Origin of the sequence: Microcella frigidaquae (assembly GCF_014200395.1) — a bacterium.
Lineage (GTDB): Bacteria > Actinomycetota > Actinomycetes > Actinomycetales > Microbacteriaceae > Microcella > Microcella frigidaquae.
This window is the reverse complement of the sequence record NZ_JACHBS010000001.1, coordinates 868181-881250: the sequence shown is the minus strand read 5'-3', so window position 1 is coordinate 881250 and position 13070 is coordinate 868181. Positions and strand designations below refer to the sequence as shown.

9 protein-coding genes are annotated in these 13070 nt (G+C 71.3%); 6 read left to right on the top strand and 3 right to left on the bottom strand.

Going from position 1 to position 13070, the window contains the following annotated elements; genetic code table 11:
- The first annotated feature begins 2 nt into the window (after positions 1-2).
- The gene (locus BJ959_RS04395; RefSeq protein WP_153981563.1) at positions 3-2354 is read left to right on the top strand and encodes a putative bifunctional diguanylate cyclase/phosphodiesterase; all 2352 of its coding nucleotides are present in this window, start codon (positions 3-5) and stop codon (positions 2352-2354) included.
- Here the strand turns inward: BJ959_RS04395 and BJ959_RS04390 are convergent.
- Complete coding sequence (locus tag BJ959_RS04390) at positions 2341-4614, bottom strand: glycosyltransferase family 2 protein (protein ID WP_165879030.1); 2274 nt, start codon at positions 4612-4614, stop codon at positions 2341-2343. The two genes, BJ959_RS04395 and BJ959_RS04390, sit on opposite strands and share 14 nt — an antisense overlap.
- Before the next feature lie 301 nt (positions 4615-4915).
- On the opposite strand from BJ959_RS04390, the gene BJ959_RS04385 reads away from it, so the two are divergent.
- Complete coding sequence (locus tag BJ959_RS04385) at positions 4916-5359, top strand: hypothetical protein (protein WP_153981565.1); 444 nt, start codon at positions 4916-4918, stop codon at positions 5357-5359.
- On the opposite strand, the gene BJ959_RS04380 is transcribed toward BJ959_RS04385, so the two are convergent.
- A complete protein-coding gene (locus tag BJ959_RS04380) occupies positions 5356-6003 on the bottom strand; it encodes a TetR/AcrR family transcriptional regulator (protein ID WP_153981566.1) in 648 nt (215 codons plus the stop codon). The two genes, BJ959_RS04385 and BJ959_RS04380, sit on opposite strands and share 4 nt — an antisense overlap.
- Before the next feature lie 180 nt (positions 6004-6183).
- Here BJ959_RS04380 and BJ959_RS04375 point away from each other — a divergent pair, with 180 nt between their 5' ends.
- From BJ959_RS04375 to BJ959_RS04360, 4 genes are all read left to right on the top strand, one after another.
- Positions 6184-6741, top strand: a complete 558-nt coding sequence (locus BJ959_RS04375) for a hypothetical protein (RefSeq protein ID WP_153981567.1) — start codon at positions 6184-6186, stop codon at positions 6739-6741.
- On the top strand, positions 6714-7550 hold the full coding sequence (locus tag BJ959_RS04370; protein WP_153981568.1) for a hypothetical protein: 837 nt from the start codon (positions 6714-6716) through the stop codon (positions 7548-7550). Before BJ959_RS04375 ends, BJ959_RS04370 begins: the two co-directional genes overlap by 28 nt.
- Before the next feature lie 100 nt (positions 7551-7650).
- Positions 7651-9036: a S1C family serine protease gene (locus BJ959_RS04365; RefSeq protein WP_165879031.1), complete on the top strand. Its 1386-nt coding sequence runs from the start codon at positions 7651-7653 to the stop codon at positions 9034-9036.
- Between the two features lie 106 nt (positions 9037-9142).
- On the top strand, positions 9143-10192 hold the full coding sequence (locus BJ959_RS04360) for a glycosyltransferase family 2 protein (protein WP_153981570.1): 1050 nt from the start codon (positions 9143-9145) through the stop codon (positions 10190-10192).
- Between the two features lie 28 nt (positions 10193-10220).
- Here BJ959_RS04360 and BJ959_RS12590 read toward each other — a convergent pair whose 3' ends face one another.
- Positions 10221-13070: a CDP-glycerol glycerophosphotransferase family protein gene (locus tag BJ959_RS12590; RefSeq protein WP_243738986.1), complete on the bottom strand. Its 2850-nt coding sequence runs from the start codon at positions 13068-13070 to the stop codon at positions 10221-10223.

Genomic DNA, 13070 nt, shown 5'->3' with positions numbered 1-13070 from the left:
ACATGGAATCCGGGGGCGGAGAGAACACGGTGTCGGGCAGGCGACTTCTCGGTCTGAAGCGGCGACAGTACGGCCTGCTCGCCGTGCTCATGGCCGCGGTCGTGGCACTCTTCCTGACCTCGGTCATCTCCGTCGCGGCCCACGATGACGAGCTGCAGGGGCTGTACAGCGAGGAGGCCGACGGCACGGCAATGACCTTCGTGCAGCGCGAGTCATTCGGGCTCATCATCGAGCTCGACCGGTGGTCGCGCGGCGATGCCACCGCACGCGACGTGCAGATCGCGCGGGCGCTCCTCGGTCAGCGGTTGCAGGTGCGTACGGCGTCTGAGGTCACCACATACGAGCTCACCGACGAACCTTTTCGCGCGAGTCTTGCCGCGATGGACGACCTCGTCCGTTCGCTCGATGATGTCCCCGTCGAGCAACGGGTCGATCAGCGCCGCGCAGCCGATGATGTCGTGGACGCGTTCGAAGTGCGCACGCGCGAACTCAGCACGGTCTTCCAGGAGATCACCCGCGCACGTGCGGCCGAGGCCATCAACCGTCGAGCGATCACCGAGCAGACCCAGGCCCTCCTCGCGGGCATCATCATCCTGCTCGGGGTGGGCCTGGCCGGGTGGATCGCCTCTGACATTCGGTCCACATACCGCGAAGCCACCGAGAGGCTGCGGGTCGAGACGGCCCGGCTCGACCAGGCCCGTCGCCGACTCGAGCTGCGTCAGCGCCTCGCCGACCTCTCAGGAACCTGGAGTCAGTCGGTGGCAGCGGGCGTCGACACCCCGTCCATCATGAGCACGGCGCTCGCTGACCTGGCGGAGCTGGCACCCGGCTTGACCGTGCGCGTCGTGGAGACTCCCGGTGCTCCCGCGCGCATCGAGCGCGTTGCCGCGGACTCTCGGTCCGCCCCCACGGGGACCTCAGCGGACGGGGATGCCCACGTGATCGAGGATGAGGATGCTCTCGCCGCGATCGATCGCGTCAATGAGATCCTGCACCTCGTGCACGTGCGTGACCACCAGGAGCAGGCGCTTGACCGGGCTCGTCGGTTCGACCCCCTCACGCAGCTCCCTAACCGCCAGCACCTGCAACCTGCGGTGGCCGCCGCGACCGACAGGGTTCGCCGCAGTCGATCACCGCGTGTCGTCACTCTCGCTCTCGTCGACATGAATCGATTCGCCGACTTCAACCTCGCCTACGGCGCCGCCGAGGGCGATCGTCTACTCGTCGCCGTTTCCCGCATCCTTGTGCAGCACAGTCGACCTGGAGGGGAGGTCCTCCGGCTTTCCGCCGACGAGTTCGCCGTGGTCGGAACCCATGCGACCACCGCTGCAGCCGAGCGCGCCGTCGCGGCGCTGTCGGCCGCGCTGACGCGCACGCACGAGGTCGTCGGTGAGCAGGTGGCCGTATCGGCGACGATCGGCGCCGTCATCGACGGGGCGGCAGACCAGCAGCCGGATGCCCTCGTGCAGCGCGCCGCCGCGGCACTCGCTGCGGCGCAGGCGACCGAGCCGCGACCGGCCGTGCGGTACTTCATCGCCGACCGAGACGCTCACCTGCTCGACGCGATGCGCGAGGAGTCGGCACTGCGTTCGGCGCTCCGCTCGGGGGAGTTCGTCACCCATGTGCAGCCGATCATCGACCTCGAATCGGGGGCGATCGCGGCGTGCGAGGCTCTGGTGCGCTGGAACAGGCCCGGAGTCGGGCTCGTGCGCCCGGACGAGTTCCTGCCCGCGATCGCGCGTGCGGGGCTGACGGTCGAGCTCGGGTGGCAGATCATCGACGGAACGCTGACGGCCTGGGGTACTGAGCGGGCCGCGGCCGAGGGCGCACTCGACGGGCTTGCGGTGTCGATCAATCTCGACGCCGCCCAGCTGGCGGTTCCGACGCTCTCCGACTACCTGGTCAACGCCGCTGAACGCAATGGTCTCCCCCTGACCTCTCTCGTGGTCGAGGTGACGGAGCACGCGCTGCTCGTCGGGGAGGGGGCGCTCACCCAACTGGAGAAGCTCCGGGCGCGCGGCGTGCGCGTTGCCCTTGACGACTTCGGCACCGGGTATTCGAGTCTCGCGCAGGCGAACGCGCTGCCGCTCGACGTGCTGAAGCTCGACCGCAGCTTCCTGCCCGACCCGCAGCTCGACGCTCAGCAGTCGGCGATCATCCGCGACATCGTGTCCATCGCGAACACACTCGGCTTGGCGGTGACGGCGGAGGGGATCGAGACGGAGGAGCTCGCCGAGCAGTTGCGCAACCTGGGCGTGCACTACGGCCAGGGGTGGTGGGCGGCCAAGGCGATGCCGATCGATGAGCTCCCGACGTGGGCGGCAAGCAGAGCGGCGATGCTCAGCGGCCGCTGACGGGCACTCTCGAGCTGCGCAGCGACTGCGACCGTGCGCGCTCCCGTGACCCTGGGGTGTGCACGACAGCCCCGTAGCGCGCGAGCCAGGCCGTGTGACTCCAGTCGGCGACACCGCCGACGCGCAGGAGCCCTCCGCTGACGGCGGTGACGTTGCGAACCTGGAGCTGGCCGCTCACGCGCTCTCCGCGGTCGAGCATCAGCTCGATCGGCACCCGCTGGTTCAGCGCAACTTCTGCCGAACGAGTGAGGAAGGCCGCCCCGCCGATGCTGACGTCGACGCAGGTCGAGTCGCTCGCCCCGACTATCGCCGTGAGGTTCACCGGTACGCGGGGAGCCCGCCGCGTCCACACCCGGTTGCGGGCCTGGTACGGCTCGACCACGTAGCAGTGCTCGCTCACAGAGTCGCGCGATGCGTCGTCGTGCCAGACGACCGGTCCGCCGATGCGCAGACGCGCGCCCGAGGGTCCGACGGCAGCGCGAGAGGTGATGGTCAACACGCCGCGCGCCGTCGCGGGCCCACCGGTGACCGAACGGCACTCGACCTCGAGCTCGACGGAGGTCGCGAACTCGGCGGCGGCGCGGTCGACCACCACGGCAGCGCCGCGCTGGTGCAGATCGACACACTGCCCGACGAGGCCCTCGACGCGCGCGGGCAAGGAGACGGGAAAGCGCCACAGTGTGCGGTGCTGGCGGCGACGGTGCGCGCGCACCGCCAGCTGCACCGTCACCGCGATATCGAGCACGCTGAAGACGCTGATCACCGCGAACGCCCCGAGTGATAGCGGCGGTAGTACGGCGGGCCCGCCAAGCGCGATCCCCACCGTGTCGACTCCGCGCGCGACGAGCACCGCGAGAAGGGTGAGGGCGACGATGAGCGGCAGGCGCACGAAGCGCACGGCCTCCCAGCCGCCGAGGTCGGGCTCGTTCTTCGGGGTGACGTGGAAGCGCATCGGGCGCCGGGTGATCAGCGCCGGCAGGGCGCGCAGGTGCGGCTCGAGCGACAGCATCAGCGAGCGCACGCCTTCGACCCGCCCGGTCACCCCCCGATGCAGCGCGGTGGCGGTAAGACCCGCGATGAGCATCCAGGCCGCCCAGAAGGCGACGCCCTCGATGCCGGGCATCGCGACGGGAACGAGTCCGTAGGCGCCGACGAGCACGACATAGACGGCAAACGTCAGGCGCTGCACCGGAGTCAGGTAGTGCAGGAGGGTGCCCACGTACGAGAGTTTCTGCGAAGCGCTCACGCCTCGCCCGAAGGGCATGCGAAGCCGCCAGTGGAAGGCGGAGAGCGTGCCCTCGGCCCAGCGGGCGCGTTGAACCGTGTACGCCGCCAGGTTGTCCGGCGCGAGCCCCTGGACCAGATGCTCGTTGTGGTACAGCAGGGTGTATCCGGCTTTCTGGAGCAGCAGGGAGGTCTCGAAGTCCTCCGTCGAGGTCACCGTCGCGATGCCGCCAACCTCGCGCAGCGCGCTGAGCCGGATGACGGCTGCCGAGCCGCACCAGAAGACCGATCGCAGGCGGTTGCGGCCGGGAAGCAGCACGTCGAAGAACAGCGACTGCTCGTGTCGGCCCGACTCGTGGTGCATGACGGAGTTGTGATTGCGGAACGAGTGTGCGGACTGCACGAGCGCCACACGATCGTCGGCGAAGTAGCCGGTCATCGCTTCGAGGATGTCGGGCGCGGCGACATGGTCGGCATCGAGCACGAGCAGCAGCTCACCCTGAAGCCGGGGCAATACGGCGTTGATGTTGCCCGCCTTGGCGTGAGAGTTGTCGGGCCGGGTGACGTAGACCGCGCCGAGGCGCTCGGTGAGGGCACGCATCTCGGGGCGACGTCCGTCATCGCAGAGGTAGACGGTGGTGCGACCGCGCACGGCGAGCGCCCCGATGAGGGTCGGCTCGACGATGTCGAGCTCTTCGTTGTAGGTCGCGATGACGATGTCGACGGTCGTGTCGAGTGCGGGCGGACGCGGCGTCGGGGGCAGTCGCCAGGTCTCGACGACCATGATGACGAAGCTGGCATACCCGACGGCCTCGGCTGCGAGTAGCGGCCAGAACAGCCAGGGGTCCACCCCGGTCGACGTCACGATCACCCTCCACACGAGGTACGTCGCACCGAGGACCGTGGCAACGGCCGCGAGCGCGCGGGCCACCCCGTCGTGGCGCTGGAACCAGCTGCCGAGCCGAACGGAGGTGCGCGTTACCGAGGATGGGATGGGGGCGTAGGGCCCCGACACGACGGTTCCGCGCGGGATCATCGGTTGCGTCCTTCCGACGTCGCGGTCGGGCCACGCTGGCCGAGATGCGAACGTCTCGTCCATGGTCGCGCTTTCACGAAGCCCGTTCGAGATCGCCCGCTCGTCCACTGACGCAATGCGAACAGCGTTCGTGCCGGCCGTTTGCCCGTTCTGCCTGTCACCCTCACCCTGGTACTGGCACGCCGCCCCTCCATCCCCCCCAGAGCGGGTCGTGCGGTGCCGGCGGCCGGTCGTTTCTCGGCCGGCCGCCGGCGCATCCACACAGGCGTGCCGGCTGCACACGATGTTCGAGGAGACCACGATGGACACCACCACCAGCTCGATCGACTGGATCAACGCGGGAACGACGTCGTCGGTGGACGCGCTCGTGCTGCGTTTCTCGGTCGTACTGAATGGCCTCTATGAGCACGTGGGTAGTGCCGGAGGCTCGTGGTTCCTCGTCGATGTCGCTGGCCGTCTTGTCGACTGCGGTGCTGACGGCGCCGCACCGCTGCTCGGAGCCCCCGTCACGCGCCTGGCCGGAGGGCTCGCGGCGGCCGAGATCGAGTCGGCGTGGCACCAGGTGCTCAACGGGCGGACTCAGACCGTCTGGCCGTGGCACGGCGGTCGTGCCAAGGCGGCTGTCCGATCGATCGAGCTGCACCCTCTGCGCGACACCCTCAGCGACGCTCGCCCGATCATCGGAGCCCTCGTGGTCATGGTCGACGCGACGTCGAGCGCACTGCGGCTCTCGACGGCGGCCTAGCTCTCGCTCTTCGGCAGGGTCAGCCGGGTCGCCCAGTCGTAGAAGACCGTCTTGCCCGGTGTGGTGTCGTCGACGTCGGCGTCGACCCCGCGCGAGAGCAACGTTGAGAGCCCGTCGATGATGAGCCCGAGGTCATCGTGTGGCGCTGTCAGGGCGAGGCCTGCAGAGCACACGGACAGGATGCTCGAGATCTGCCGCGAGTCGACATCGGCCCGTACCATGCCGGCCGACTGCAGCGCCTCGATGAGCTCCCCCCGGATGCCGATGGTCGGCGTGTAGGTGTAGCTGCTCGAGTTGCGCATGATCGAGTTCAGCGCCTCGCGGTCGATCACGAACAGCGTCTTCGCGAGCGGCCGCTCGTACACCGCGCTGAGGATGTACGTGTACATACGCGACAGCAGCCCGCCCCGCGGATCGCGCTCGATGTTCTCGACGATCAGCCCGTACATGCCGTGGAACTCGCGGTTCAGCATCGCGACCATGGCGTCGTTCGCGCTCGGGAACATCTCCTCGACCTGCTCGACGGTGAGACCCGCTCGTAGGGCGATCGACGGCAGCGAGACCGCCGCGTAGCCGTCGTTCTGGATGATGTCGCTGGCGGCGTCGAGGATCGTCTCGACGTCGGTCAGGTGGGGCTGCGTCATTGGAGGTGCCCTTGGGTGGTGGTAGGACGGTGGTCTCGTCAGTGTAGGCGGCCACCAGACGATTCTGTGCACCCCGTCTTCGGGGGACGGGATTCGGGGTACAGAACGGCCCCCGGGGCAGTGTGGAGAGGGTGTGGACAACGGGCACGGGATGCGCGCTCTGGTCCTACCGTCGGTGCAATGCCGCGCCGTCTCCGCCTCGCCGTCGCCCCGCTCGTGCTGCTCATCGCGGCCCTCAGTGCCTGCGCCGAGCCGACCCGCCTCCCGCCCCCGGAGGAGCCCGCGGCCCGCGCTCCGCTCTTCGCCTCTGACGAGGAGGCGCTCGCCGCGGCCACGGAGGCGTACGAGGAGTACCTCGCTGTGTCGAATGCGGTACTCGCAAAACCGCCTCGCGATCTCTCTGTCCTGAAGTCCGTTGCAACGACGGACTTCGTGGAAAACGAGAGGCCGATCGCGGAAAGGCTGAATGCAAACGGGTGGACCATCGAAGGCCGATCGCTCCTCGTCGGTGTTGAGCTTCAGCAGTGGTTCCAGGAGCCGAACGGTTCGGTCGCTGTGACCATCTACGCGTGCTTGGACGTCACCGGAACCCGGATAGTGGACGAAGATGGCGTCGACGTGACACCCGCTGATCGCTCCCCAGCGGCCACGCTGGAAGTTGAACTGACCGGCGCCACTGAGGAAGAACTACTGGTAAGTCGGAGTGAGCTGTGGGCAAACAGCATTACTTGTTCCTAGCTGCCTGCCTCGCTACGGCCGCCCTCCTCCCCGACCCTCCTGCGAGCGCGACAACTCCCGAGCAGTGTTCTGGGACGGCTCTGGAGCTTGGCTGCCCGAACGTCGGCGGCAGCATCGAGGGCGACAGCGCGCTGCTGAACGGCGATCTCACGCTCGTCGGCGCGCCGGGCGGCTCCGCGGGCGGGTCCGGTGGCTCGGCTCCCGGGGGCGGCAACGGCGCCGGCTCCCCGCTGCCCCCGATGCCGTGCGAGGAGGTCTTCGCGGGGCTCTGCTACGGCGAGGGCCAGGACAAGCCGGGGGACGGCACGGTGAGTCCGAGCATCCCGCCCCTGACCCTCAGCGACGTCGCCGCCTTCCGGCCGCAGGCGCCACGGCAGTCGATGCAGCCAGACGGCTGGATGGTCGTCGGGCTGCCCACCAACATCTACGCGCGCACCGGAACGCACATCGTTTCGGGCACCCTGCTGGGCTTGCCTGCCGACGTGCGCTTCACGCCCGTCGGGTATCGCTGGCGCTACGGAGACAGCTCGGCGGCGCGTCTCACCACGCCGGGCGCGACCTGGCAGGCGCTCGGGCTGCGCGAGTTCGACGCCACCCCCACCAGTCACACCTATCGCGCCGCCGGCACCTACGTGATCGAGCTCGACGTCGAGTTCGCCGCCGAGTACCGCTTCGCCGGCGGAGCGTGGCAGGGGCTCACGGGGGTTCTCGTCGTGCCCGCCAACGACCTCGTCGCCGTCGCTGGCAGCGCCGTCACGGTGCTCGTCGATCGCGACTGCGCCACGGCGCCGCACGGGCCGGGCTGCTGACCAAGGGAGGGTTGAGCGAAGGGTCGGATGCCACCAAGTCGCGGCAAATAGAATGCACAGGTTTGCGGAGGACGCTGACAGCGGCGAAAGGAGCCCTCCCATGACCACCAGCCCCGAGACCCCCGCGGTGCCGGAGCCCGACGTCGACCCCGTTTCGGCCGACACTCCCGCGCCGACACCGCCTGCCGCCGAGCCCGGTGCATCCGAGCTGGCCGCCGCGCCCGCCGAGGAGCCTGCTCCGGCACTTTCCGAGCCCGCTCCCGCAACCCCGACCCGCAGCCGGCCAGCCCTCGCGCCCCTGCTCGGCATGCTGACCGTCGGCGCCCTCATCGGCGGCGTCGCCGGCGGCGGTGTCGTCGCCGCGGTGCTCGCCAGCCAGCCCGGCGCCGTCTCCGGTGTCCCCGCCGCGCCCTCCACCATCACCGTCAACGACCCGGGCGACGCCACGATGGTCACCGCCGTGGTCGCCAAGGCCATGCCCGCCGTCGTGACGCTGACCGTCGGCGGCGGCGGAACGTCGGGCAACGGCTCCGGCGTGATCCTCTCCGAAGACGGCTACGTGCTGACCAACAACCACGTGGCCACCCTCGAGGGAGCGACGCTCGAGCCGAGCATCCGCGTGACCCTCTCCGACGGCCGCATCTTCCCCGCGACCCTCGTCGGCAGCGACCCGATCGCAGACCTCGCGGTGGTCAAGCTCGAGGGGGCCGAGGGACTTCCGACCATCGAGTTCGCCGACTCCGACGCGCTCAATGTGGGCGACCGCACGGTCGTCATCGGCGCCCCGCTCGGCCTCGCCGGCTCGGTGTCGAACGGCATCGTCTCGGCGCTCAACCGGTCCATCACGGTCCGCTCCTCCGCCGTGCCCGGGCAGCAGCTCGATGTCGCGCCCGAGCCGGATAACGGCCAGGATGCCCCCTTCGACTTCTGGGACTTCGACGTTCCCGGCACCGAGGGGACCGACCCGCGCCCGCTCAGCTCGGGCACCGTCTCGCTGCCCGTGATCCAGACCGACGCGGCCATCAACCCCGGCAACTCGGGCGGTGCGCTGCTCGACGACGAGGGCCGGCTGATCGGCATCGTCGTGGCCATCGCGACCGCCGGCGGCGGCCAGGGGCAGTCGGGCAGCATCGGCGTCGGCTTCTCGATTCCGGCCAACTTCGCGCAGCGCATCGCGACCGAGCTGATCGAGAACGGTACGGCCAGCCACGGCCTGCTCGGCGCCACGGTCACCGACGCCCTCAACGACCCGCGCAGCGAGGTCGCCGGTGCGCTCATCGACAGCGTCGTGCCCGGGGGAGCGGCCGAGGTCGCGGGCCTCCGGGCGGGCGACATCATCACCGAGTTCAACGGCGTGCCGATCGCCGGCAGCGTCGACCTCACCGCACAGGTGCGGGTGCTGCCCGGCGGCGCGAACGCCGAGCTTGTCTACGTGCGAGACGGAGCCGCACAGCGTGTCGAGGTGACGCTGGGCGAGCTGCAGTAGCCCGGGCGACGTCAGAAGCCGCGCCGGTCCCGGTCGAGCACCCCACCGCAGAGGGGGCTCGGCCGGGGCCGACGTCTCGGCGGGCGAGGCAGTAGCCTCGAGAGCTATGGGCACGGCCGCAGCGACGCATCCCGCCGTCAGCTACGTCATGCCCGTCTACAACGAGGCCGCCTACATCGAGGCCGCCATCGACAGCGTGCTCGCCCAGCGCTACGAGGGGCCCCGCGAGCTGGTCGTCGTGCTCGGCCCCTCGACCGACGGCACGACCGAGCGGGTCGCCGCACGGGCCGCCGCCGACCCGCGCATCACGATCGTCGAGAACCCGCAACTGTCGATCCCGGTCGGCCTCAACCGGGGCATCCGGGCCGCGGCGCACGACATCATCATCCGCGTGGATGCCCACACCGAGCTCCCCGCCGACTACACGTCGCTCGGGGTGGCGAGCCTGCAGCGCACCGGCGCAGCGAGCCTCGGCGGTCTCATGGTGGCGACCGGGCGCGGACGGGTGCAGACGGCGGTGGCCCGCGCCTACAACAGCCGGTTCGGGCTCGGGGGCGGCGCGTACCACGGCGCCGCATCCGAGGGGCCTGCCGAGAGCGCCTACCTGGGCATCATGCGCCGCGGCCCGCTCGAGCAGGTCGGGCTCTACGACGAAGGCCTCAAGCGCGGCGAGGACTGGGAGCTCAACTTCCGGCTCCGCGCGGCGGGTCATCTGGTCTGGTTCGATCCGGCACTGCGTGTCGCCTACTGGCCGCGCGACACCTGGAGCAAGCTCGCCCGGCAGTTCCGCGCGACCGGCATCTGGCGGGGCGAGCTCGTGCGGCGCCTCGGCGGTCGCAACTCGCTGCGCTACTTCGCGCCACCCGCGCTCGTGCTCTCGCTCGTCGCGAGTCTCGTGCTGCTCGTCCTCGAGCTGACCGGCGTGGTGTCGGGCTGGCCGGCGTGGCTGCTGTCGCCCGTCTATCTGGGCCCGGTGCTGTACCTCGCCCTGCTGCTCGTGCTGCTGGTGCGGCGGTCGAGCGGCGAGCGGTTCGCCGACCGCCTGACCTTCGTCGGCGTGATCGTGGTCATGCATCTGAGCTGGGGGGCAGGGTTCCTGCGCGGGGTCGCTGTCGGCGCGCGCGACGCGGTCGACCGGTCGCGCATCGAGTCATAGCGCGCCCCACGCGCGGCGCGGGCTCCGATCACGCCGGCGGCAGCATCCCCTCGGCGAGGATGCGCGCCACGACCCGCTCGGCGGCCCGACCGTCATCGTGCGGGGTGAAGCGCTCGCGCCAGCGCAGCAGCGCGGGGGTTGGGCCTGCGGGCGCCGCAGCCGCCGCACCATCCCCTGCCGTCGCCGCCGTCGCGAGGCGCGCCAGCTCGGCCAGCACCTCGGCGCGGGTGCGGGCGACCGGCGCGGGCGCTTCGGCCAGCAGGTCGAAGTAGAAGCCGCGGAGCTCGCGCCGGTAGTGCTCGAGGTCGGGGGTGAACAGCACGAGCGGGGTGTCGACGGCGGTGATGTCGAACATGAGCGAGCTGTAGTCGGTGATGACCACGTCGGCGGCCGCGAGCAGGTCGGTCATGTCGGGGTAGGTGGTCACGTCGATGAGGCCCGCGGCGTCGACGTCGCGCCCGTGGCGCAGCGTGCGGCTGTGCCCGCGCACGAGCACGACGTGCTCCCCGGGGAGGTCGGCGAGGGCCGCGGGCAGCCCGGGCAGGTCGAGGTAGTCGACCATGTGGGCGGTGTCGTCGCGCCAGGTCGGGGCGTAGAGCACGGCGCGCTGCCCGGGCCGCACTCCGAGCCGGGAGCGCAGCGACTCCCGGTCAGCCGCGCTCAGAGTGGTGAGCACGTCGTCCCGCGGGTAGCCCTCGATCCATACCGGGCCGTGGAACGCGTAGGCCCGGCGGAAGATCGCGGCGGCGTAGTCGTTCTGCGCGAGCATGACGCTCCACCGGCGGCTCTCGAGCCGCACGGCGATGCGCGTGCGCAGGCTGACGCCCTCGCGGTCGAGCGCGAGCCGCTTCAGCATGGTGCCGTGCCAGGTCTGCAGCACGGTCTGGTGGGGGCGGGGCATCCACCGCTTGCGCAGCCAGTCGTTGACGACCAGCAGCCGGGCGTCGGCGCGCACCCGCCACCACTCGGCCGAGCCCTCGACGAGCGCGATCGCACCCTCCGGCACCGCGATCGAACGATCGACGACCGACCAGTACCGGGTCACGTCGGGGCGCACTCGCGCGAGCTCGCGGTCGATCGCGAGCGGGTTGCAGGCGACGGTCTGGCTGTAGAAGCTCTCGAAGAACACGGCGTTCTCGGGTGTCGCGGGGCGACGCCGGTACGCCTTCTCGAGGCGCTTCTGGGCGGATGCCCCCCGCTCGTCGTCCGCGAGCGGCGGCTCGACGCGCAGCACGAGGGTGCCCGCGTCGGCGCGCAGCTCGGCCCGCAGCCAGTCGGTGCGGAAGGCAGGGTCGAGCGATGCCACGACGGTCGCGCGCGTGCTCGGGCGCTCGTCGCCCTCGAACAGCACCTCGAGGCGGTAGTCGTCGCTGCGGGGCGGGAGGTCGGCGATGCCCCAGCGCTCGCCGAACAGGCTCGCCCCGGCCGAGAAGCTGTTGCCGACCTGGTCGTGCTGCAGGGCGATCGTCTGCCGTGGTCCGACCAGTGAGATCCGGGCGATGCGAGCCGGAGCGGTGCCGCGAAACGCGACGGTGGTGTGGTCGACCTCGGCATAGTCGACGATGAGCCGCCGTGCGGCGCGCGTGATCGCGCCCGAGTCGTTGTCCGCGGCGGGTACCGGCTCGCCGAGCACCCCGAGGATGGCCGCGTGCACGCGCTCGGTCGCACGGCCATCGAGGTGGTCGACGAGCTCGTCCCGCAGCCAGCGGGCGTGCGCGAGCGCGGCCTCCCGGCCCGGGCCGTCGAGCGCGGCATCGATGCGGTCGAGCGTCTCGGCCCACGTCGTCGCGGGCTCGCCGCCGCTGAACTCGCGGTAGGGCTGGTACAGCCCGCGGGTCGCCAGGTACTGCGGCAGGTCGGGGGCGAAGAAGACGCTGGGCACGTCGGCGATGGCGGCGTCGAAGGCGATCGAGCTGTAGTCCGTGACGACGAGGTCCACGGCCGGCAGCGCCGGGGTCACGTCGGTGAGGGCATCGCGGCCGAGCAGCCGGATGCGCGGCGAGCGGGCGGCGCCCTCCGCATACGAGCCCTGGCCGAGCGGGTGCGAGCGGATCAGCAGCGTCGCGCCGGTGCGGTCGGCCCAGGCCGCGATTGCCTGCCACTCGGCGGGGGAGGGGATCGCGGCATCCACCGCGCCGTCGCGCCAGGTCGGGGCGTAGAGCACGACGGGGCCCGCATCCGGCAGCGCGTCGCCGCCCGACGCGCACAGGGCCTCCGAGACGAGAGCACGGGCCGTCTCCCGCCGTGACTCCGCGGTGCCGCGCAGCAGCACGTCGTCGCGCGGGTCACCGACCGCGATCACCCGCGACGCCGGCAGGCCGAACGCGCTGCGGATGCGCGCTCCGACCCGATCGGAGGCCACCGGGAACAGCGCGATCTGGGCCCCCGCACGGCGGTACAGCGCCGCCATGAGGCGGGTGACGCCCGGCAGGCGCCCGATGAGCGGAAGGCGCAACGCGGCGCCGGTGTCGAGGTGGAGGCGCTTCAGCGGGATGCCGTGCCACAGCTGCACGACGCGCGCGCCGCTCACGCCGAAGCGGTTGACGTCGCCGAAGCCGTGCGTCACGACGACCACGCCCGCGCGCAGCGTTGCCCAGAGGCCGCGCGGCCCCCGCTTGGGCAGAGCGCGCATGCCGCGCGCCCGCGCCGCCGCGAGCTCGGTGCGGCTGGAGGCGAGCCAGGTTAGGTGCCGTGCGGGGTCGACGGCGCGCGCATGATCGTGCAGCGCGAGCGCTCCCTCGCCGAGCCCGATGCCCGAGGCCAGCACCCAGCGCCGCGGGCTCCGCGGCACGAGCAGCGCGACCAGCGCCCCCAGCGCGTAGAGCGGGGCGCGGGCGAGAGCGCGCGCGTTGCCGGCGCTGAACGTGAAGCGGGCCAT